Here is a 20,887-nt window from a genome sequence, read left to right on the forward strand (position 1 = left end):
GCCGCATCGGTGAAAATCGGGTACCCCCCATTTTCTGCGAGTGCCGATGCACCATGACACCGACCTGATCAACATCGTTGCCGTTGGCCTGGGGCTCGCCTTCATCTTCGGCGCGCTGGCCAACAAGCTCCGCTTGTCTCCCCTGGTCGGTTACCTGGTTGCTGGCATCTGCGTCGGCCCGTTCACCCCCGGCTTCGTCGCCGACCAGGCGCTGGCCAACCAGCTGGCCGAGCTGGGCGTGATGCTGCTGATGTTCGGCGTCGGCCTGCACTTCTCGCTGAAGGACCTGATGGCGGTCAAGGCCATCGCCATTCCCGGTGCCATCGGCCAGATCCTGGTCGCCACCCTGCTCGGCTGGGGCCTGGCCACCCTGATGGGCTGGCCGGTCATCCATGGCATTGTGTTCGGCTTCGCGCTGGCCACGGCGAGTACGGTGGTGCTGCTGCGGGCGATGGAGGAGCGGCGCCTGCTGGAAACCCAGCGCGGCAAGATCGCGGTCGGCTGGCTGATCGTGGAAGACCTGGCCTGTGTGCTGGCGCTGGTGATGATGCCGGTGCTGGCCGGGGTGTTCGGCGCCGACGCGGCCAACGAGACCCATACCGTCGGCAGCGTGCTGGCCAGCATCGGCTGGACCTTCGTGCAGCTGGGCCTGTTCGTGGCGGTGATGCTGGTGGTCGGCCGCCGGGTCATCCCCTGGATCCTGGAACGCATTGCCGGAACCGGCTCACGCGAGCTGTTCACCCTGTCGGTACTGGCGATCGCGCTGGGCGTGGCGTTCGGCTCGGCGATGCTGTTCGGCGTGTCCTTCGCGCTCGGCGCCTTCTTCGCCGGCATGCTGCTCAACGAGTCCGAACTGAGCCACAAGGCGGCCAACGATTCGCTGCCGTTGCGCGATGCATTCGCGGTGCTGTTCTTCGTGTCGGTGGGCATGCTGTTCAATCCCAGCATCCTGATCGAGCATCCGTGGCAGGTGCTGGCGACCGCGGCCATCATCATGTTCGGCAAGTCCGCCGCCGCGTTCTTCATCGTGCGCGCGTTCGGCCACCCCACCGGCACGGCGCTGACCATCTCCGCCAGCCTGGCGCAGATCGGTGAGTTCGCCTTCATCATCGCCGGCCTGGGCGTGACCCTGAAGATCCTGCCGCCGACCGGCCAGGCGCTGGTGCTGGCCGGCGCGCTGATCTCGATCATGCTCAACCCGCTGGTGTTCGGCCTGCTCGACCGCTGGTTGCTGAAGCACCAGGAAACCACGCCCACGGCGGTGGAGACCGAACTGCCGCCCGGGCCGTCGCTGGACCTGCACGACCACGCCATCGTCATCGGCTATGGCCGCGTCGGCAGCGCGCTGGCGCAGGTGCTGCGCGACCGCGGCGTGCCGGTGATGATCATCGATGACAACAAGGAACACGTCGCGGCCGCGCATGCCGCCGGACTGCCCGGCATCCGCGGCAGCGCGGCCTCGGACAAGGTGTTGGCCGAAGCCCATCCCGAGCGCGCCAAGATCGCGGTGCTGGCGATTCCGCAGCCGCTGGAGGCCGGCGAGACGCTGGCCAAGCTGCGAGCGCTCAATCCCGAGCTGACCCTGCTGGCGCGGGCGCACAGCGATGCCGAAGTGAAGCACCTGCTGGAGCACGGCGCCGACGGCACGGTGATGGCCGAACGCGAGCTGGCCTATTCGCTGGCGGAAATGGTGATGGCCACCCCGCCCTACCGGAACCTTGGCCAGCACAGCATCCCGGTGGTGTGAGGGGGGCTGCGGCAGGGTGGCGTGGATCAACCGGGCGGGGTCGACCCGGTTTGCGTGCCACAAAAAAATCCCCGGTCGACCCGCATCGACCGGGGATCCATATCGCCAGTTGCCACGCCTTGGAGAGGCGGTTCCACCGTAGCGCATTGCGCCGCCAACGGTGATCGCCGCTGGCGATGACGACCAAGCGCGTGGCTATCAGGCCTGGGCCAGCGCCTGCTCCAGGTCCGCGCGCAGGTCGCCGATATGCTCGATGCCGATCGACAGCCGCACGGTGTCCTCGCTGACCCCAGCCCTGGCCAGTTCGGCCGCATCCAGCTGGCGATGGGTGGTCGACGCCGGGTGCGTGGCCAGCGACTTCGCATCGCCCAGGTTCACCAGCCGGGTGAACAACTGCAGCGCGTCGAGGAAGCGCGCGCCGGCCTCGCGGCCACCGGGCAGGCCGAAGGTCAGCACGCCCGAGCCCTGCCCGCCGAGGTAGCGCTGCGCGGCAGCATGCTCGGGGTCGCCTTCCAGGCCGGCATAGCGCACCCAGGCCACCTTCGCATGTGCTTGCAGGAACTGCGCGACGGCCAGCGCGTTGGCGTTGATCCGTTGCATGCGCAGCGCCAGGGTCTCGATGCCCTGCAGGATCAGGAACGCGTTGAACGGTGACAGTGCCGCGCCGGTGTTGCGCAGCGGCACCACCCGCGCGCGCCCGATGTAGGCAGCCGCACCGAGCGCCTCGGTGTAGACCACGCCGTGGTAGCTGGGGTCGGGCTGGTTGAGGCGGGCGAAGCGCTGCCGGTGCGCCGCCCAGTCGAAGCGGCCCGAATCGATGATGGCACCGCCCAGGCTGGTGCCATGGCCGCCCAGGTACTTGGTCAGCGAGTGCACCACGATGTCGGCACCGTGCTCGAACGGACGCAGCAGGAACGGCGTGGCCACCGTGTTGTCGACGATCAGCGGCACTCCGGCCGCGTGGGCAACCCCGGCAAGGGCGGCGATGTCGGTGACGTTGCCGCGCGGGTTGCCGATCGATTCGACGAGTACCGCCTTGGTGCGCTCGTCGATCAGCGCGGCGAACGCGGACGGATCGGCCGGGTCGGCAAAGCGCGCCTGTATTCCATACTGTGGCAGCGTGTGGGCGAGCAGGTTGAGGCTGCCACCATACAGCGCACTGGCGGCAACGATGTTGTCGCCGGCTTCGGCGATGGTCTGGATCGCGTAGGTGATCGCCGCCTGCCCGGACGCCAGCGCCAGCGCACCAATGCCACCTTCCAGCGCGGCGATGCGCTGCTCGAGCACATCGGTGGTCGGGTTCATGATGCGGGTGTAGATGTTGCCCGGCACCTTCAGGTCGAACAGGTCGGCGCCATGCTGGGTGTCATCGAAGGCGTAGGCCACGGTCTGGTAGATCGGCACCGCCACCGCACGGGTGGTCGGATCCGGGCGATAGCCGCCGTGCACGGCCAGGGTTTCCAGTTGCCACTGCGGATCGCTCATTGCGCCAGGCTCCATCCGGGGAAACAGCCACCTTAGGCCAGTACCGGGCGGCCACTGAGAGCGGCTGGCGATGACGCCCGTACCCGCGGTTATCAGGTTGGCGGCGATTCAGGCAGCTGCCACGGGCCGTTGCTAGGCTTCGCCGCCGGGCGCCGCTCGGGCAAGGAGGCCTATCGTGCAGTCATCCCCGTGGACCCCCACCGCCGCCGGCGGCCTCACACCGGTGCTGCTGGTGGAGGACGACCGACGCCTGGCCGAGCTGGTCAGCGACTATCTGCACGCGCATGGGTTCACCGTGCGGCACGTGGCCCGCGGCGATCAGGCCGGCGCCGCCTGCCGCCAGCACGCGCCCGACCTGGTGGTGCTGGACCTGATGCTGCCCGGCCTGGGTGGCATCGACGTCTGCCGGCAGATCCGCAGCTTCTCCGACGTGCCGATCCTGATGCTGACGGCCTGCGAGGACGATATCGAGCAGGTACTGGGGCTGGAATCGGGCGCCGACGACTATGTGCACAAGCCGATCGAACCGCGCCTGCTGCTGGCACGCCTGCGCGCGCTGCTGCGCCGTCGCCATGGCAGCGGCCCATCCGGTACGCCCGGGCGGCTGATGCATGGCCAGCTGCTGATCGACCGCATGCAGCGCGAGGTGCACCTGCAGGGCCAGCCGGTGGACCTGGGCACCACCGAATTCGAGATCCTGTGGCTGCTGGCCAGCCAGCCGGGGCAGATCCTCTCGCGCGACCAGATCCTGCAGGCGGTGCGCGGCATCGGCTTCGACGGTCTGGATCGCAGTGTCGATGTCTGCATCGGCAAGCTGCGCCGCAAGCTGGGCGATGACGCGCGCGAACCGCGGCGGATCAAGACGGTCTGGGGCCGCGGCTACCAGTTCAACCCCTCATCCTGGTCGGCATGAAGCAGCTGTTCCTGCGCCTGTGGCTGGTGGTCGGCGCAAGCTTCCTGATCACCCTGCTGCTGATCAACGTGATCTTCGATCGCATCTACCTGCCGTTCCAGCAGGGTGTGTTCGCAGAGCAGGTGCGCGGCCAGCTGTATGCCTTGCGGCAGGGACTGCACGGCAAGGACCCCGCCGCCCAGCAGGATCAGCTGGCGCAGTGGCAGCCCCACTATGGCATTGCGCTGGCACTGCTGCCGTCAGCGCCGGCGCTCAAGGCGGGCGAACAGGAACAGCTGCAACGCAACGGGCTCATCGCCCGGCAGGCGTTCGAGATCGTACTGGCGCCGCTTGATCCCCTCCATCCCGACGGTCCCTGGCTGCGCCTGCACCTGCCAGGCGAGCCGTCGATGACCCTGTATCTCACCCTGATCGCCTATTCGGTGATGCTGGCCCTGTTCGGGCTGTGCCTGTGCGCCTGGGTGCGCGTGCTCTGGCGCGATCTGGACGCCCTGCGCGTGCATGCCGACCGCATCGGCGCCGGCGATCTGCAGGCACGCGCGCAGGTCTCGCCGCGCTCGCAGATCCGGGTCATCGTCGACCATTCCAACCGCATGGCCGCACGCGTGGCCGAGCTGGTGCAGCGCCAGCGCGACCTGACCCACGCGATTTCGCACGAACTGCGCACGCCGATCGCACGCGTGGCGTTCGGCCTGGACCTGCTGCAGGACAGCGATGATCGCGACCGCCGCACACGGCTGGCTCACGGCCTGCATGGCGACCTGGCCGAGCTCAACCGGCTGGTCAGCGAACTGCTGGCCTATGAACGCCTGGAACACCCCAGCGATGGCGAGCCGATGCAGCGCATCGAGGCCGACGACTGGCTGCAGGACTGCCTGGCCGATGCGCGCCGTGACGCCGAACGTTCCGGCGTGGTACTGCGCGTGCAGCCCAGTGCATTGGCACGGGTGGACGCCGAGCCGCGGCTGCTGCAGCTGGCGCTGAGCAACCTGGTCGGCAATGCGCTGCGTCATGCGCATTCGCAGGTCGACGTCTCACTGGTCGCTGTGGCTGGCTGCGCCTGCCTGCGCGTGGAGGATGACGGTCCCGGCATCGCCGAAGCCGACCATGAAAAGGTGATGCGCCCATTCACCCGCCTGGATGACAGCCGCAGCCGCGATACCGGCGGCTTCGGCCTGGGCCTGGCCATCGTCAACCGCATTGCAGCGCGCCACGGTGGCGAACTGCGCATCAGCCGCGCCACGCTGGGCGGCGCGCGCCTGGAAATGCACTGGCCGCTGGCTGCCAGCTGAACGCTGCGGGCCGCGCTTACAGTTGCTTACAACTCCCGCACAACTGCGGACGGATCGGTCGCCGGCATATCGCCACGCTGGCGACCCTGCAGCACGCGCCGGTTGCGCGTGCTGCATTCCTCCCCTTGTCGAGAGTGCCCATGTCCCAGCGTCACCTGCCCCCGTCCCTGTTCTGCCTGGCCCTGCTGCCCCTGTTCGCCGCGCCGATCGCCCATGCCGGCGAGGACCACTGGAGCTTCGAAGTCGCCGCCGGTGGTGGCGTGACCCCACGCTACAGCGGCAGCGAGGAGTACCGTGCGACGCCATCGCTGTCGTTCGATGTGACCTCGCCGGGAGGATGGTTTCTGGGCACCAGTGGCATCGGCTGGGGCACCGCCCTGGGTGAGCACACCCGCGTGCGTGCCTACGTCGGCGCCAGCGGTATCCGCAGGGACAAGGACTCCCTGCTCGGCGGTTCGGATTTCCTGCGCGGCATGGGGGATATCGACAGCCGTCCCCTGCTCGGCGTCTCGGCGGGGTATACGCTGGGCGAAGCCGTGCTGAGCGGCGCCTGGCAGTTCACCCGCAAGGATGAGGACAAAGCCGAGAACGGCCTGGCGACCCAGCAGATCCATCTGAACCTGAGCCTGCCGCTGTTCGATCTGGCCGGTGGCGTGGTCAGCGGCAGCGTGGCCGCCGACTGGGGCAATCGGGGGTATCTGCAGACCTGGTACGGCGTCAGCCCCGAACAGGCCGTGCGCACCGGCTTCGCCCAGCACACGCCGAAGGCCGGCCTGGTCAGTGCCGGGCTTGGCCTGAAATGGAGCCACCGTGTGGGCCGCAACGGCAACTGGTACCTCTCGGTCGAGGGCACGCGCCTGCTCGGCGACGCCGCCGACAGCCCGATCGTGCAGAAGCCCAACCAGTTCGGCCTGATGAGCGGCTACACGCAGCGTTTCTGATGCAGCAGTGGCGCCTCTCGGCGCGCCTTCATCGCTACGGTCAGCGGCAGGCCGGTGCCTGCCCGCTGCCGCACAGCTCGACCTCGCGCAGCCAGCCGATCCATTGCACGACGTCGTTGTTCTCCGGCTCGGAGCGGAACGACTTCTGCACGGTGTGGAAGCCCTCGGTGCCCTGGATGCCCTTGATCCAGGTGAACTCGGGCTTGCCGGTGCCGGGGTTCTGCGGGCAGCTGAGCATCAGCAGCGCGAACGGGCGGCCAGCTTCCTCCCCCTCGCGGATCCAGTGACTCTGTGCGTCGGGGCAGGCAATGCGCCAACCGGCTTCGATGATGCCAAGGAACTCGCGCGGACTCGCGTGGCCACTGCCCGGCGCGTCGTTGACGGTGACCATGTCGGTCCAGTCCTGCACCGTCTGCCCGTTGGGCACGTACTCGGTGATGCGGTTGCCCTGCGCATCGGTGTTCTGGTGCGCCTGGTGGTAGCCCTTCATCGGCGGCAGCTGTACCTGCTCCGCCGCGGCGGCAGCGGTGAGCGGCGTGGCCAGGGCCAGTGCGATGCAGAGTGAAGCCAGCGGTGTGACGTCCATGCGGTTCTCCTTGTCCGGGCAAACGTGCAGCCAGGCGATTCTGCACCGGGAAGGCCCACGGTGGCGCCCCCCGAAAAGGGGGGCGCTTGCGGGGTCAGGCCTTGGCGAACACCAGATGGCCGCCGTCGTTGCCGACTTCGATGGTGTCGCCGTTGACGAAGGCGCCGGACAGGATCTGCTGTGCCAGCGGATTCTCCAGCTGCGACTGGATCGCACGCTTCAACGGCCGCGCACCGTAGACTGGGTCGAAGCCCACGTTGCCGAGCAGGTCGAACGCCGCATCGGACACCGCCAGCTTCAGGCCACGCTCGGCCAGGCGCTTCTCCAGGCCGCGCATCTGGATGCGCGCGATCTGCTTGATCTGCTGCTTGTCCAGCGGATGGAACACCACGATGTCGTCCAGGCGGTTGATGAATTCCGGACGGAAGTGCGCCTGCACCACGCCCATCACCGCCGCCTTCATCTGCGTGTAGGCCTCCGGGCTGTCGTCGGCACTCATGTCCTGGATCTGGTGCGAGCCCAGGTTCGAGGTCATCACGATGACCGTATTGCGGAAGTCCACGGTGCGGCCCTGGCCATCGGTCAGGCGGCCATCGTCGAGCACCTGCAGCAGGATGTTGAACACATCCGGATGCGCCTTCTCCACCTCATCCAGCAGGATCAGCGAGTACGGACGGCGACGCACCGCCTCGGTCAGGTAGCCCCCTTCCTCGTAACCGACATAGCCCGGGGGGGCGCCGATCAGGCGCGCCACGCTGTGCTTCTCCATGAACTCGCTCATGTCGATGCGGATCATCGCGTCGGCACTGTCGAACAGGAACTCGGCCAGCGACTTGCACAGCTCGGTCTTGCCGACGCCGGTCGGGCCGAGGAACAGGAACGACCCGGCCGGGCGGTTCGGATCGGACAGGCCGGCACGCGAGCGGCGCACGGCATCGGAGACGACCTTGATCGCCTCTTCCTGGCCGACCACGCGGTTGTGCAGCACCTCTTCCATGCGCAGCAGCTTGTCGCGCTCGCCTTCGAGCATCTTGTTGACCGGGATGCCGGTCCAGCGCGAAACGACTTCGGCGATCTCCTCGTCGGTGACGCGGTCCTGCACCAGCTTGAAGTCGTTGTTCTCGGCTTCCTGCGCGGCGGCAAGCTGCTTCTCAAGCTGCGGCAGCACGCCATACTGGATCTCGCTCATGCGCGCGAAATCCTGCCGGCGCTGGGCCGACTCCAGCTCGACCTTGGCCTGCTCGACCTGCTCCTTGATCCTGGTCGTGCCCTGCAGCGCCGCCTTCTCCGACTTCCAGATCTCGTTGAGATCGGAGAACTCGCGCTCCAGCGCATCGATGTCATTTTCCAGATCGGCCAGGCGCTGCCGCGAGGCGTCGTCCTTTTCCTTCTTCAGCATTTCACGCTGGATCTTCAGCTGGATCAGGCGACGCTCCAGGCGGTCCAGTTCCTCCGGCTTGGAGTCGATCTCCATGCGCAGACGCGATGCCGCCTCGTCCATCAGGTCGATGGCCTTGTCCGGCAGCTGGCGGTCGGTGATGTAGCGGTTGGACAGCGTGGCAGCGGCGACGATGGCCGGGTCGGTGATTTCCACACCGTGGTGCACCGCGTACTTTTCCTTCAGGCCGCGCAGGATGGCGATGGTGTCCTCCACCGTCGGCTCGCCCACGAACACCTTCTGGAAACGGCGCTCCAGCGCGGCGTCCTTCTCGATGTACTTGCGGTACTCGTCCAGGGTGGTGGCACCTACGCAGTGCAGTTCGCCGCGTGCCAGCGCGGGCTTGAGCATGTTGCCCGCATCCATCGCACCGTCGGCCTTGCCGGCGCCGACCATGGTGTGCAGCTCGTCGATGAACAGGATGATCTGCCCTTCGCTCTTGGCCAGGTCGCTGAGCACGCCCTTCAGCCGCTCCTCGAACTCACCGCGGAACTTGGCGCCGGCGATCAGCGCGCCCATGTCCAGCGACAGCACGCGCTTGCCACGCAGGCCTTCGGGTACTTCGTCGTTCACGATGCGCTGGGCCAGGCCTTCGACGATCGCGGTCTTGCCCACGCCGGGCTCGCCGATCAGCACCGGGTTGTTCTTGGTGCGGCGCTGGAGGACCTGGATGGTGCGGCGGATCTCTTCGTCGCGCCCGATCACCGGGTCCAGCTTGCCGCTCTCGGCACGCGCGGTCAGGTCGATGGTGTACTTCTCCAGCGCCTGCCGCTGCTCTTCAGCATTCTCCGACTGCACGCTCTCGCCGCCCCGCAGCTTGTCGATGGCCGCCTGCAGGCGGGTCTTGTCGGCACCGGCGGCGCGCAGCGCCATGCCCAGCGTGCCGCCGTCCTCCAGTGCCGCCAGCACGAACCACTCGCTGGCGATGAAGGCATCGCCGTGCTGCTGGGCCAGCTTGTCGGTCTGGTTCAGCAGCCGCCCCAGGTCATTGCCCATCGAGACATTGCCGGCCTGGCCGGACACCTTCGGCAGTGCGTCGAGCGCCTCGCTCAGGCGCTCGCGCAGCACCGGCACGTTGACGCCGGCCTGCGCCAGCAGCGGGCGCGTGCTGCCGCCCTGCTGGTCCAGCAGCGCGCTGAACAGGTGAGCCGGTTCGATGATGCTGTTGTCGCGGCCCACGGCCAGCGACTGTGCGTCTGCCAGCGCCTGCTGGAAACGCGAGGTGAGCTTGTCCATCCGCATTGCGAAACCTCATCGGTCGTCAGGGCCGGCCCGCGCCGGCGATGCTGGAAAGATGCGGTTGCCCCACCCCGTTTCAAGGGTGGCTGCGACTGCACCGCGAGGCCAGTCAGCCCACGGCCAGCATGCCGGAGCGGGTGTGCTCGACGCGTTGATCCCGATCAGTCAGGCAGGGCGGCGCGGCTCAACGGCTGATCGCGCTGCGGATGGCCCGCAGCTGCTGCTTGACCGCCCGCGCCTGCGCCGGGTCCATGCGCAGCAGGGCCTTCTGGCCGATCGAACGGGACTGCAGGGTGGCATCGACGAAGCGGTAGCGGCCGCGCTCATCGCGCTGTACCGCCGGCGCCTGGGCCAGGTCCGGGGTGCCCAGCAGATGGTCGATCACTGCAACCAGGCGGTCGTTGAAATAGCCCTCGGGCCGGCCGAGGTCGACGTAGGCCTGCTGGATCAGCGGGTAGAAGCGCTTGTACGCAGTGGCCGTCGCCGCCGGGTCGAGCGCAGTGAAGGCCTGCACGTAGGGCGCATAGCGCGCCGCGTTGCCGGCGGCGATGCGCTCGCCACCCTCGCCGGGCTCCACCCGCAGGCTGCCTGGCAGCGGCCGCGCGGCCAGCGCGGTCGGCGGCACGCTGGGCTTGTCCAGGTTGTCGATCTGGGTAACCAGGCGCTGGATCAGGTGATCACGCAGCAGCAGGGTCAGCGGGCCCTCTCCCTGGAACAACCGGCTCAATGCGCCCCAGGCCGCGGCATCGCTGTCAGCCAGCGTGGGCAGCGCCGGGTCGGCGGCAGCCTCGGTATCCAGCGGATGCTTGATCGCGGGCGGTGTCGGGGTGGGCTCCGCGACGGCCTTCGGTTGTGGCGGTGCGCCAGTACTGGCAGGGGGGGATTGCATCGGCACCGGGACACTGTCCGTCAGGCTCTTCAGCTGATCGCGGAACAGCCAACCGCCCGCGCCACCGATCACCACCACGCCCAACACCCACGGCCAAACCGCCTTTCCACTCTGCATGATGCAGTCCCTCGTTTTTCACCTGCATGGAAAGGGTGTGACCCTGCCGATGGCAGCCGGTTCCCCGCGTGTTCCGCTGGCGTTCGGGTTCAGCCCGTGCACTCACGCCTGCTTTGCACCTGCTGCGCGAGGCTGTGGATCTCATCGTCTGGAGACCCAGCCATGCAGTACGCGCTGTATTACTGGACCGGCATCCAGGGCCGTGGCGAATTCGTGCGCCTGGCACTGGAAGATGCCGGCGCCGACTACATCGACATGGCGCGGGTGCACGGCGATGCGGTGATACAGCCGTTTCTCGATGGCAGCAGCGAAGGACCACGGCCCTTCGCGCCACCGTTCCTGAAGGCGGGCCGCCAGGTCATCGCGCAGGTCGCGGCCATCCTCGATTTCCTCGGCCCGACGCTGGACCTGGTGCCGCAGGCGGCCTCGCGGCGAATGCAGGCGCTGCAGCTGCAGCTGACCATCGCCGACCTGGTGGCCGAGGTGCACGACACCCATCACCCGATCGCCGCCTCGAAGTACTACGAGGATCAGAAGAGCGAAGCCAGCGCACGCGCCGCGTCACTGCGCAGCGAACGGCTGCCGAAGTACCTGGGTTACTTCGAGCAGGTGCTGGCAGCCAATGGCGGCCGCCATGCACTGCGCGAGCATTCCTACGTGGATCTGTCGCTGTTCCAGCTGCTGAGCGGGCTGGACTACATGTTCCCGCGCCGCATGCAGGCATTGGCGCCCACCCTGCCCCTGCTGCGCGCGGTGCAGGAGCGGGTGGCGAAACGACCGACCATCGCCGCCTACCTGGCTTCGAAGCGCCGGTTGCCGTTCAACACCCAGGGCATCTTCCGCCATTACCCGGAGCTGGATTCCGAACGGTAGCGCCGGGCCCTGCCCGGCATCCCGGGTCAATGATCGCTGCGATCAGCCGGCGGCTTCACCGGCTGTTTCTGCAACGACAGCAGCCCCAGCAGCACGGCCAGCGCCACATAGGCCCCCGCGAACTGCCAGCTGATGATCCGCGCCAGCCCTTGCAGATCCCACGGCAGGTAGATGCCACCGCGCGGGTCCACCGAATGGATCAGGCCGAACAGGGTCAGCAGCGCCGCCACCAGCAGGAAGCCGCAGGCGCGGCGCAGGCGGCCATCGACCATCGCGGCCACCGCCGAGATCCACAGCATCGAGGTGATGATGAAGCCGTTGCCGAGGGTGAAGATCACCGCCAGTTCCGGCAGGCCATGGCCATCGAGCCTGGTCAGCAGCTGCGGCAACTGGTCCGGTGCGATCCAGCCCGGCGCCTTGATCGCCAGCAGATAGGCCACCGATGGCAGGAACCCGAACACCATCGCACCGGCGTGCTGGCGCGGCGTGGCCTGGAAGGCCTGCGTGGTGATGTCGATGGCCACGTACACGATGATCGGTGCCAGCACGGCCAGGGGCAGCCACTGCACCAGACCGGAAATGATGCCCAGCATGCCGCCGATGCCGACGAACAGGCCGGTCAGCAGCGTATAGCCGCTGCGCGCGCCCATGTGCTTGTACGCCGGCTGGCCGATGTAGGGCGTGGTCTGCGCCACGCCGCCGCAGACACCGGCGACCAGCGTGGCCACCGCTTCCACCAGCAGGATGTCACGGGTGCGGTAATCATCACCGGCCGCACGTGCGCTCTCGGACACGTTGATGCCGCCCACCACCATCAACAGGCCGAACGGCAGCAGCAGCGGCAGGTAGGTCATCGCCGTGGGCAGGCCCTCGAGGAAGCCCAGCGTCGGCAGCGGCAGCACGATCTGTGGCGGTACCCAGGCCGGCACATGGAAGCCCGGTGCCCCCAGCCCGGCCAGGCCGAGGCCGTAATACAGCACGGTGCCGAACACGAAGGCCAGCAGCACGCCGGGGCCACGCACCGGCAGCCTGCCCTTGGCGATCAGCACGTACAGCAGCAGGCCCAGCGTGGTGAAGCCGACCAGCGGCGAACGCAGGGTCTCCAGCAGCGGCAGCAGCCCCATCAGCACCAAGGCGATGCCGGCGATGGAACCCAGCAGCGCGGCACGCGGCAGCGCGCGGGTGACCGCCTCGCCGAAGAACGACAGCACGAACTTGAGCAGGCCCATGATGACCAGCGCGGCCATGCCCAGCTGCCAGGTGGCGATGCCGGCGGCATGCGGGTCCATGCCCTGCTGCTTGAAGGCGATGAACGCCGGGCCGAGCACCAGCAGCGCCATGCCGATGCTGGTCGGTGCATCCAGGCCCAGCGGCATGGCGGTGACATCGTCGCGGCCGGTGCGCGCGGCCAGGCGGCGTGCCATCAGCGTGTAGAGCAGGTTGCCGACCAGCACGCCGAAGGCGGTACCGGGGAACATGCGGCCGAACACCACCTCGGCGGGAAACTGGAAAATCCCGACCAGGGCCATGGCGATGAAGCCGAGGATGGAGAGGTTGTCGACGACCAGGCCGAAGAAGCCATTGAAGTCGCCGGCGACGAACCAGCGGCGCGGCGCAGTGGAAGCGGGAACGGACATGGAAGGGGCGGTGGGGGGTGGGGACCGCCGATGGTAGGCCCAGCCGGCCCGGCGCGCCAATTCCGTCGTGGAATGATGGGTTCCAGCCAACGGCGGGGCCCCTCGTGACTGGGTTGGTCGCCGAAAGCGGGTTCATCGGAGGGGGCCGTGCGGGGTGGGCTGCGCAGGACACGCCGTAAACCCACCCCTGAAGTGCCCCCCGCAACCGGCCCCACCCCGCCATCGCTCAGGAAACCCGCTTCTGCTCTGGCTCCGCCTCGTAGCGGGTGCAGGGCGCAGCCCTGCCTCGACCAACCCCTTACTTCTTCAGGAAGTTGTCCACCAGCAGATGCTTCACGTCGTCGAAGCGGCCGTTCAACACCGCCTTGGCCGCATACAGCGCCGTCCCGGCCACCTGCTTGGCCTCGATCTGCGGCGGCATCACCAGCTCGGCACGGCTGGTGTGCACGTCCAGCAGCGCCGGACCGCGCTGGGCCAGGAAATCCTGCACGGCGTCCTCCAGATCCTCGCTGCGGGTGACGGTACGGCCGTGGAAGCCGATCACCTCGGCCAGGCGGCCGAAATCCGGGTTCTTCAGGTCGGTGTAGTTGTCCAGCAGGCCTTCCACCTTCTGCTCCAGCTCGACGAAGTTCAGCGAGCCGTTGTTGAACACCACCACCTTGATCGGCAGGTTCTCCTGCACCGCTGTCAGCAGGTCACCGAGCAGCATCGCCAGGCCACCGTCGCCGGACAGCGAGATCACCTGGCGCCCGGGGAACGCCTTCTGCAGGCCAAGCGCCTGTGGCATCGCATTGGCCATCGTGCCGTGCAGCAGGCTGGTCAGGGTGCGACGGCGGCCGTTCACCCGGACATGCCGCAGCACCCACACCATCGGCGAGCCGCCGTCGGCGGTGAACAGCGCGTCATCCGTTGCGTACTTCGACAGCAGCGCTGTCAGGTGCTGCGGATGGATCAGCTCGCCCTCACCCGGCTGTTCCTCCTGTTCGCGCTTCTTCAATGCCTTGTCGCGGCGCTCGATGCACTCGTCCAGGAAGCTGCTGTCCTCGCGCGGCGGCAGCATCGGCAGCAGGGCGTCCAGCGTCGGCGCGATGTCACCGACCACGCCCAGGTTCACCGGATGGCGACGACCCAGGTGGCTGCCATCGCGGTCGACCTGGATGATCGTCGCCTTGTCCGGATAGAACTGGCCCCAGGCGAAATCGGCGCCGAGCAGCAGCAGCGTGTCGCACTCCATCAGCGTATGGAAGCCGGATTCGATGCCGAAGATGCCGGTCATGCCCATGTTGTACGGGTTGTCGGGCTCGACGAAATCCTTCGCCCGCGAGGTGTGTGCCACCGGCGCCTGCAGTCGCCGCGCCAGTTCCAGCAGCTGCGCGTGCGCCCCCTGGCAGCCGGCGCCGGCATAGATGCCGACGCGCTTGCCCTGCCCCAGCAGCTCGGCGATCTGCTGCAGCTCGGCGTCGGACGGGCGCAGCACCGGCTGGGTGTAATGCACCGAGAACGGCACATCGTGCTTCACCTCGGCCTCGCTGATGTCGGCCGGCAGGATCACCACCGCCACGCCACGCCGGCTGATCGCGGCCTGGCAGGCCAGCGCCACCACGCGACGGGCCTGCGCGGGGCTGTGCACCTGCTCGCAGAACACGGTGCAGCAGCCATAGACCGCCTTGAAATCCACTTCCTGCGGGAACTCCATGCCCAGCTCGCTGGTCACCACCTGGCTGGCGATCAGCACCATCGGCGCGCGGTTGCGGTTGCTCTCGAAGATGCCGTTGATGAAGTGCAGGCCGCCGGGGCCGCAGGATCCGGCGCACGCCGTCAGTTCGCCACTCACCAGCGAGTCGGCGCCTGCCGCGAACGCGGCCACTTCTTCGTGGCGTACGTGCACCCAGGCGATCTCACTGCCATGCAGCGCGTCGGTCACATGGTTGAGCGTATCGCCGACGATGCCGTAGCAACGACGGACGCCGGCCTGCTGCAGGGTGTCCACCACAATCTCTGCCACGCGCTTGCTCATCGGATACATCCTCGAACGGGGGAACGTACGAGGCTAGACCCGGCGAGGTGATGTCTCCGTGGGCATCGTCCGGCCGATCCGCTACATTGCCGGCAGTTGCCACGGGATCGATCATGCAGCTCATCGTGCACCACGCGGCACAGCGCCAGATCCTGGACTACCACGAGCTGCAATGGCTCAGGTCGCTCGACGCGGCCCAGCATCCGCACCTGTCCCAGCTGCTGCAGCAGCCGCGTGGAAGCTTCAACGCGCCGCAGCTCGCCGATGCAGTGGACGAAGTGCTGGCCTGCCTGGCCGCAGTAGGCGATGACACGGTCCAGCGCCGAAGCGGCCTTCGCCTGTTGCTGGCGTTTGCCGCAGCCCATCACGCAGGCCAGGCCGCAACCTGGCAGATCCGTTGACCGGCACCGCGACCGATATGGCATTCGATCTTCATCTCGACGATGGCCCCGGCCCGGGCCGGCACGCCTGGATCGCGCCTGACGAACAGGCCCTCCTCAGCGCCGGCACGCGGCGGTACCCGCAGTTGTGCCGGTTGATGCAGGACGTCCATGGGCGGCAGGAGATATCGCCGGAACAGTCGCAGGCGCTCGTGCAGGAGATCATCGGCCGCCTCCTCGAGGAGCCGCTGGGCGCGGACTCCCCCCTGGCAGCGGCAGGTCTGCGCCTGTTGCTGCTGTTCGACCAGGCCCGTCGCCAGGGCGCCACCATCCATTGCTGCGGCGATTGACCCCGGGCCTTCAGTCGTTGACGTTGATCCAGCCCTCAACCACGCCCTGTTTCGGGTTGCGGTAGCGCAGCTTCACCCAGCCGTCCCGCTCATCCAGCATCTCCACGCGATCGCCCTGCAGCAGATAGCGCCGGGTACTTGCAGCACCGGGGCGTTCAAACAGGAACAGGCGCGCGGGCAGCACCGTGGCCTGCTGGCCGCGCAGCGGTTCGCCACTGGCCGGTGCGCTCAATCCATCGCCGATGGCGCTTTCCAGCACGCCGCCGGCAGCATCGTGGGTGCGCCAGACCGCCAGCGGGCCGTTCTCGTCGCTGCGATCCGGCTGCAGCGCGGCGTTCAACGTGTCGCCCAGCTGCAGCACGTCCTCGGAGCGGTACAGATAGAGCTGCGTGCCGCTGAACCGGTACTGGTCGGTGTACCACATCGGCCCGCTGCGGCAGCTGCTGGTCAGCGTGCGCGTGGCCGCATCAACGGTCAGGCCCATCAGGCCGCCGCAGTTGTCACGCCCGTGGGTTTCAGCCTGCAGCGCGCGGAAACCGCCGCTGGTCGGGTCGAACCGATACACCGCCACGGCTTCATTGACCATGCCCACCGGCGCGCGCGCGACCAGTTCCGGCAGCCCATCGAAATCCACGTCTTCGGCGGACAGCCGCGACTTGCCATCGGCATCGGCGGCGCCCGGCAGGGTCAGGCGCCTGCCCGGAGGCGAAAGCAGGACGGCGATGCGGCCGTCCTCCGTCGCCTCGGCCTGAACGTGAACGCCGGGCGCGGCCTCGAACCGCAGCGGCGCATCGTCGCCGGCCGCCTGTGCCGCCCCCGGCAGCAGGTTCGCCAGCAGGCCTGCCAGCAGCAGGCCAGGCACAGGATCCCTGTGTTTCATCGTCGTTCCCTGCGGCGCCACCGTGGCGCCTCCAGGTCAGAACGATACGTCAACCGCCTGCCGCGACCACAGCACTGACTGGTGCTTTGTCTGCTGTTTCCAGGCCAGCCGGATCGCTTCGATGTCGGCGCGACGCTGCGGGGTGTCCGCGTGCAGCACCACCAGCACCTTGGTACGCAGGCGGTTGGGCGCGGCATCGCCACGGAACAGCCACTGCCCGTAGGCATCGAACACGGTCAGGCCATCCGGAAAGCGCGGGGTCACTTCCTTGTCCAGGAAGCTGCGCCACTGCGCTTCGCTGATCGTGTCCGCCTGCGGCCGGTCACCCGCGCCCTGCTCTTCACCCACGCCGAAGTACAGCTCGCTGCGCACCCAGCCGTGGCCGCTGGACGGGCGCGCGGCATCGCCCTTCAGCTCGGCGGTGGTGGCATAGGCGCTGGGTGCCTGCGAGGACAGGCTGGCGCAGCCGCTGGTGGCCAGCAACGCGGCAAGGACGAGACCAAGGTGTTTCATTGGTACAGCTCCGGGGAAGGGGGACAAGGCGAGCCGGCAGCGTACAGCGCCACCGGCCCGGCGTGCTGATGCCGGCGCGGTATCAGCTCATGCCGCACCGGCAGGGGCTTGCATCGGCATCGGTCATCACGCGAAGATAATATATCGCTTCATCCGGATGGATGTAAGTGAAACCATCTCCCCCCCTTCCCCGTCGTCGTTGTTGCTGGAGCCCCCATGTCCGTCCGCCTGCCCGCGTCGCCGCTCGGCGTCGCCATCGCCCTCGTGCTTTCCTCCACCGCCGTCCCGGTCCTGGCCCAGGACGCCACCAACCTCGACACCGTGATCGTCACCGGCACCCGTGCCGCCGACCGCACCGTGCTCGAATCCACCTCGCCGGTGGATGTGCTCAGTGCCGAGGACATCCGCAAGGCCGGCGTGGTCAACGGCGAGCTGGGCAGTGCGCTGCAGGCATTGCTGCCGTCGTTCAATTTCCCGCGCCAGTCCAACTCCGGCGGCGCCGACCATGTGCGCGCGGCGCAGCTGCGTGGCCTGTCGCCAGACCAGGTGCTGGTACTGGTCAACGGCAAGCGCCGCCACCACACCGCGCTGGTCAACACCGACAGCAAGATCGGCAAGGGCACCACCCCGGTCGACTTCAATTCGATCCCGGTCAGCGCCATCAAGCGCATCGAAGTGCTGCGCGACGGTGCCGGCGCGCTGTACGGCTCCGATGCGGTGGCCGGCGTGATCAACGTGATCCTGGACAACGGCGGCGACGGTGGCGAGATCGAAGCCAGCTACGGCGCCAACCACACCGATCTGAAGCCGATCGGGCGCACCCTGACCGATGGCCAGGCCGGCAACCTCAGCGCCAAGGTCGGCACCGCGCTGGGTGAGGACGGCGGCTTCCTGCGCGTGGGCCTGGAGTACAAGAAGCGCAATGGCACCAACCGCGCCGGCTTCGACCTGATTCCGCCGTGGGACCAGACCGAGGCCAATCTGGCCCTGCAGGGCAAGCGCAACTATGTGCTCGGTGATGGGGCCAGCAAGGACATCAACCTGTGGCTGAACACCGAAATCCCGGTCGGCAAGACCGCCACGTTCTACGCGTTCGGCACCTTCAACCAGCGGGATACCGAAGGCGCGAACTACTTCCGCTATCCCGATGGCGATGCCAACTGGAAGGAGGTCTATCCCAACGGTTACCGGCCGATCTCCGAAGGCGAGAACCGCGATGTGCAGGCCGTGGCCGGCCTGCGCGGCCAATGGGGCGAGTGGAGCTATGACGGCAGCCTGGATTACGGCCAGAACGACTTCACCTACCGCCTGCGGGATTCGCTCAACGCCTCGCTGGGCCCGACCAGCCCGACCCGCTTCAAGACCGCTGATTACCAGTACGCACAGACGGTGGGCAACCTCGACCTGAGCCGCGTGTTCTCGCAGAGCGACAGCATCAGCCACACCCTGGGACTGGGCGCGGAAGTGCGCCACGAGCGCTACCAGACCCGTCCGGGTGATCCGTCCAGCTATGCGGCCGGCCCGTACACCGATCGCCCGACCGGCTCGCAGGCCGGCGGTGGCCTGACCCCGCAGGATGCGGCCACCCTGTCGCGCGATGTGGCCAGTGCCTACGCCAGCCTGTCCAGCCAGTTCGGCGAGAAATTCTCCACCGATCTGGCCGCGCGCTACGAGCACAACGACGATTTCGGTGGCGAGCTGACCGGCAAGCTGGGCCTGCGCTACGCGTTCACCCCGGCCTTCGCGCTGCGCGGTGCCATCTCCAACAACTTCCGCGCACCGTCGCTGGCGCAGATCGGTTACGAATCCACCTCCACCGGCTACAACGCCGCCGGCCAGCTGGTGCAGGGTCGCCTGCTGTCGGTGAACAATCCCATTGCCCGTGGCCTGGGCGCGCAGGGCCTGAAGCCGGAAAAATCGCTGAACACCTCGCTGGGCTTCACCAGCCGCATCGGCGAACACTTCGACCTGTCGCTGGACTTCTTCCAGATCGACATCGACGACCGCATCGCGCTGTCGGAGAGCATCACCGGCGATGCACTGACCGATTACGTGGCGACCAACTACGGCGTCAGCGGCCTGCAGAGCGCCAGTTTCTTCGTCAACGCCGCCGACACCCGCACCCGCGGTGCCGAACTGGTGGGCAACTGGCGCCAGTCGCTGGGCGATGGCCAGCTGCTGCTGACCGGCACCTATGCGTATACCAGGACCACACTGAAGAACGTGCTGGCCACGCCCGCGCAGCTGCAGGCGCTCGACCCGGACTACGTGCTGTTCGGCATCGAAGAGACCAATACCCTCACCGATGCCACCCCGCGCACCCGCGGCAGTTTCTCGGCCAGCTGGAGCAACGACCGCTGGTCGCTGAGCAGCCGCGTGAACCGCTACGGCAGCGTCACCCGCGTGTTCAACTTCGGCGATGGCTACATCCCGCGCCAGACCTACCAGGCCGAGTGGCAGCTGGATGCCGAAGTGGAATACCGGATCAGCCCGCAGTGGAGCGTGGCCATCGGCGGACAGAACCTGACCGACAACTACCCGGATCGCTCCAACGAGGACATCCACTATTTCGGCAACCTGCCGTACGACGTGCTGTCCCCGATCGGCAGCAACGGTGCGTACTACTACGGCCGCGTCCGCTATACGTTCTGATCGCTCCGGGTGGGTGCGGACCGTGGGTCCGCACTGCCGGGGTTCGATGCAGCGCTGGCCTGCCGTGCCGCCCACGCGCGGCACCCACCGAAGCAAGGCCGTAGCCTGCCCTCGACCCCACGTACACGCCCGCGCTGGCAAGCTGGGCGTCATGGCTGAACCGCTCCCCCTGCGTCCGCCACCTCCATTGCTGGACGACGCCTGTGCGTTGTTCCTCGATGTGGATGGCACCCTCATTGAATTCGCCGCACGCCCGGATGCCGTGCAGCTCCTGCCCGATGTGCGTGAGGCCATCGGCCGCATCAGTGATCGCCTGGAAGGCGCGGTGGCACTGGTCAGTGGCCGGCCACTGGAGCAGCTGGACCAGCTGTTCGCGCCGCTGCAGCTCCCCGCCGCTGGCCTGCACGGGCATGAACTGCGCTCACAGCAAGGGCGGGTGCTGCGTGATGAACAGGATGACGATACCGCCGACTGGCTGCACGCTCTGCACCAGCAGGCGATGCGATTCGCGCATGGCCATCCGGGCGTGCTGGTGGAAGACAAGGGCGTGGGCCTGGCGTTGCACTGGCGCGGTGCACCGCATGCCGCCAGCGAGGTGCGTGCGTTTGCCGACCGTCACGTGCGCGGACGCAGCAGTTACCGCCTGCAGCCCGGCGACCACGTCGTGGAGTTCGTCCCGGTCGGCACCGACAAGGGCCGTGCGGTACGCCGGTTGATGCAGTACCTGCCCTTCCGCGGACGCCTGCCGGTGTTTCTCGGCGACGATCTGACCGATGAATTCGGCTTCGAGGCAGCCAACGGCCTGCACGGCTGGAGCGTGCTCGTCGGCCAACGTGAATCCAGCGCGGCGGTGTTCGCGCTGCCCGACATACGCAGCGTGCACGCCTGGTTGCGTGAGAATGCGTACTGACCCCGGCCGCCCCCACGGCCGCAACCGA

17 protein-coding genes are annotated in these 20,887 nt (G+C 67.9%); 9 read left to right on the forward strand and 8 right to left on the reverse strand.

What is annotated here, in order from left to right:
- The first annotated feature begins 46 nt into the window (after positions 1–46).
- A complete protein-coding gene (gene ybaL / locus Q5Z10_RS16880; RefSeq protein ID WP_303636529.1) occupies positions 47–1,747 on the forward strand; it encodes a YbaL family putative K(+) efflux transporter in 1,701 nt (566 codons plus the stop codon).
- Positions 1,748–1,945: 198 nt separating this feature from the next.
- On the opposite strand, the gene Q5Z10_RS16885 is transcribed toward ybaL, so the two are convergent.
- The gene (locus tag Q5Z10_RS16885) at positions 1,946–3,232 is read right to left on the reverse strand and encodes an O-acetylhomoserine aminocarboxypropyltransferase/cysteine synthase family protein (protein WP_303636530.1); all 1,287 of its coding nucleotides are present in this window, start codon (positions 3,230–3,232) and stop codon (positions 1,946–1,948) included.
- Positions 3,233–3,407: 175 nt separating this feature from the next.
- Here Q5Z10_RS16885 and Q5Z10_RS16890 point away from each other — a divergent pair, with 175 nt between their 5' ends.
- The 3 genes from Q5Z10_RS16890 (at position 3,408) to Q5Z10_RS16900 (ending at position 6,378) form a co-directional block, all read left to right on the forward strand.
- On the forward strand, positions 3,408–4,145 hold the full coding sequence (locus Q5Z10_RS16890) for a winged helix-turn-helix domain-containing protein (RefSeq protein WP_303636531.1): 738 nt from the start codon (positions 3,408–3,410) through the stop codon (positions 4,143–4,145).
- The gene (locus tag Q5Z10_RS16895) at positions 4,142–5,437 is read left to right on the forward strand and encodes an ATP-binding protein (protein ID WP_303636532.1); all 1,296 of its coding nucleotides are present in this window, start codon (positions 4,142–4,144) and stop codon (positions 5,435–5,437) included. The genes Q5Z10_RS16890 and Q5Z10_RS16895 overlap by 4 nt, the downstream gene beginning before the upstream one ends.
- Positions 5,438–5,577: 140 nt before the next feature.
- Positions 5,578–6,378 carry a MipA/OmpV family protein gene (locus Q5Z10_RS16900; protein ID WP_303636533.1) on the forward strand — a complete coding sequence of 267 codons (801 nt, stop codon included), beginning with the start codon at positions 5,578–5,580 and terminating at the stop codon, positions 6,376–6,378.
- 40 nt (positions 6,379–6,418) lie between these two features.
- On the opposite strand, the gene Q5Z10_RS16905 is transcribed toward Q5Z10_RS16900, so the two are convergent.
- The 3 genes from Q5Z10_RS16905 to Q5Z10_RS16915 form a co-directional block, all read right to left on the reverse strand.
- Positions 6,419–6,964, reverse strand: a complete 546-nt coding sequence (locus Q5Z10_RS16905; RefSeq protein WP_303636534.1) for a hypothetical protein — start codon at positions 6,962–6,964, stop codon at positions 6,419–6,421.
- Between the two features lie 94 nt (positions 6,965–7,058).
- Positions 7,059–9,644: an ATP-dependent chaperone ClpB gene (gene clpB / locus Q5Z10_RS16910; protein ID WP_303636535.1), complete on the reverse strand. Its 2,586-nt coding sequence runs from the start codon at positions 9,642–9,644 to the stop codon at positions 7,059–7,061.
- A gap of 181 nt (positions 9,645–9,825) precedes the next feature.
- Positions 9,826–10,647 carry a DUF3014 domain-containing protein gene (locus Q5Z10_RS16915; RefSeq protein WP_303636536.1) on the reverse strand — a complete coding sequence of 274 codons (822 nt, stop codon included), beginning with the start codon at positions 10,645–10,647 and terminating at the stop codon, positions 9,826–9,828.
- Between the two features lie 162 nt (positions 10,648–10,809).
- Between Q5Z10_RS16915 and Q5Z10_RS16920 the strand changes: the two genes are divergently transcribed.
- The gene (locus Q5Z10_RS16920) at positions 10,810–11,520 is read left to right on the forward strand and encodes a glutathione S-transferase (protein WP_303636537.1); all 711 of its coding nucleotides are present in this window, start codon (positions 10,810–10,812) and stop codon (positions 11,518–11,520) included.
- Between the two features lie 26 nt (positions 11,521–11,546).
- On the opposite strand, the gene Q5Z10_RS16925 is transcribed toward Q5Z10_RS16920, so the two are convergent.
- Positions 11,547–13,157: a SulP family inorganic anion transporter gene (locus Q5Z10_RS16925; protein WP_303636538.1), complete on the reverse strand. Its 1,611-nt coding sequence runs from the start codon at positions 13,155–13,157 to the stop codon at positions 11,547–11,549.
- A gap of 298 nt (positions 13,158–13,455) precedes the next feature.
- Positions 13,456–15,174 (reverse strand): thiamine pyrophosphate-dependent enzyme, encoded by a 1,719-nt coding sequence (locus tag Q5Z10_RS16930; protein ID WP_303636539.1) that lies wholly within the window; start codon positions 15,172–15,174, stop codon positions 13,456–13,458.
- A 113-nt stretch (positions 15,175–15,287) separates the two neighbouring features.
- Between Q5Z10_RS16930 and Q5Z10_RS16935 the strand changes: the two genes are divergently transcribed.
- Both Q5Z10_RS16935 and Q5Z10_RS16940 read left to right on the forward strand, forming a co-directional pair.
- Positions 15,288–15,575, forward strand: coding sequence for a hypothetical protein (locus tag Q5Z10_RS16935; protein WP_303636540.1), 288 nt, complete (start codon positions 15,288–15,290; stop codon positions 15,573–15,575).
- Positions 15,572–15,904 carry a hypothetical protein gene (locus Q5Z10_RS16940; protein ID WP_303636541.1) on the forward strand — a complete coding sequence of 111 codons (333 nt, stop codon included), beginning with the start codon at positions 15,572–15,574 and terminating at the stop codon, positions 15,902–15,904. Before Q5Z10_RS16935 ends, Q5Z10_RS16940 begins: the two co-directional genes overlap by 4 nt.
- Before the next feature lie 10 nt (positions 15,905–15,914).
- Here Q5Z10_RS16940 and Q5Z10_RS16945 read toward each other — a convergent pair whose 3' ends face one another.
- Positions 15,915–16,784 (reverse strand): SH3 domain-containing protein, encoded by an 870-nt coding sequence (locus tag Q5Z10_RS16945; RefSeq protein WP_303636542.1) that lies wholly within the window; start codon positions 16,782–16,784, stop codon positions 15,915–15,917.
- 36 nt (positions 16,785–16,820) lie between these two features.
- Complete coding sequence (locus Q5Z10_RS16950) at positions 16,821–17,297, reverse strand: DUF3574 domain-containing protein (protein WP_303636543.1); 477 nt, start codon at positions 17,295–17,297, stop codon at positions 16,821–16,823.
- Positions 17,298–17,513: 216 nt separating this feature from the next.
- Here Q5Z10_RS16950 and Q5Z10_RS16955 point away from each other — a divergent pair, with 216 nt between their 5' ends.
- Together Q5Z10_RS16955 and otsB are read left to right on the forward strand one after the other, a co-directional pair.
- The gene (locus Q5Z10_RS16955) at positions 17,514–19,949 is read left to right on the forward strand and encodes a TonB-dependent receptor plug domain-containing protein (protein ID WP_303636544.1); all 2,436 of its coding nucleotides are present in this window, start codon (positions 17,514–17,516) and stop codon (positions 19,947–19,949) included.
- Positions 19,950–20,100: 151 nt separating this feature from the next.
- Positions 20,101–20,859 carry a trehalose-phosphatase gene (gene otsB, locus Q5Z10_RS16960; RefSeq protein ID WP_303636545.1) on the forward strand — a complete coding sequence of 253 codons (759 nt, stop codon included), beginning with the start codon at positions 20,101–20,103 and terminating at the stop codon, positions 20,857–20,859.
- The last annotated feature ends 28 nt before the right edge of the window (positions 20,860–20,887 follow it).

The sequence above is a fragment of the Stenotrophomonas sp. 704A1 genome (genome assembly GCF_030549525.1).
GTDB classification, from domain to species: domain Bacteria; phylum Pseudomonadota; class Gammaproteobacteria; order Xanthomonadales; family Xanthomonadaceae; genus Stenotrophomonas; species Stenotrophomonas tuberculopleuritidis.

Excerpts from the sequence above, each read along its gene's own strand:
- ybaL (WP_303636529.1), top strand. The coding sequence starts at position 47 with ATGCACCATGACACCGACCTGATCAACATCGTTGCCGTTGGCCTGGGG.
- Q5Z10_RS16885 (WP_303636530.1), bottom strand. The coding sequence starts at position 3,232 with ATGAGCGATCCGCAGTGGCAACTGGAAACCCTGGCCGTGCACGGCGGC.
- Q5Z10_RS16895 (WP_303636532.1), top strand. The coding sequence starts at position 4,142 with ATGAAGCAGCTGTTCCTGCGCCTGTGGCTGGTGGTCGGCGCAAGCTTC.
- Q5Z10_RS16900 (WP_303636533.1), top strand. The coding sequence starts at position 5,578 with ATGTCCCAGCGTCACCTGCCCCCGTCCCTGTTCTGCCTGGCCCTGCTG.
- Q5Z10_RS16905 (WP_303636534.1), bottom strand. The coding sequence starts at position 6,964 with ATGGACGTCACACCGCTGGCTTCACTCTGCATCGCACTGGCCCTGGCC.
- clpB (WP_303636535.1), bottom strand. The coding sequence starts at position 9,644 with ATGCGGATGGACAAGCTCACCTCGCGTTTCCAGCAGGCGCTGGCAGAC.
- Q5Z10_RS16915 (WP_303636536.1), bottom strand. The coding sequence starts at position 10,647 with ATGCAGAGTGGAAAGGCGGTTTGGCCGTGGGTGTTGGGCGTGGTGGTG.
- Q5Z10_RS16920 (WP_303636537.1), top strand. The coding sequence starts at position 10,810 with ATGCAGTACGCGCTGTATTACTGGACCGGCATCCAGGGCCGTGGCGAA.
- Q5Z10_RS16925 (WP_303636538.1), bottom strand. The coding sequence starts at position 13,157 with ATGTCCGTTCCCGCTTCCACTGCGCCGCGCCGCTGGTTCGTCGCCGGC.
- Q5Z10_RS16930 (WP_303636539.1), bottom strand. The coding sequence starts at position 15,174 with ATGAGCAAGCGCGTGGCAGAGATTGTGGTGGACACCCTGCAGCAGGCC.
- Q5Z10_RS16935 (WP_303636540.1), top strand. The coding sequence starts at position 15,288 with ATGCAGCTCATCGTGCACCACGCGGCACAGCGCCAGATCCTGGACTAC.
- Q5Z10_RS16945 (WP_303636542.1), bottom strand. The coding sequence starts at position 16,784 with ATGAAACACAGGGATCCTGTGCCTGGCCTGCTGCTGGCAGGCCTGCTG.
- Q5Z10_RS16950 (WP_303636543.1), bottom strand. The coding sequence starts at position 17,297 with ATGAAACACCTTGGTCTCGTCCTTGCCGCGTTGCTGGCCACCAGCGGC.
- Q5Z10_RS16955 (WP_303636544.1), top strand. The coding sequence starts at position 17,514 with ATGTCCGTCCGCCTGCCCGCGTCGCCGCTCGGCGTCGCCATCGCCCTC.
- otsB (WP_303636545.1), top strand. The coding sequence starts at position 20,101 with ATGGCTGAACCGCTCCCCCTGCGTCCGCCACCTCCATTGCTGGACGAC.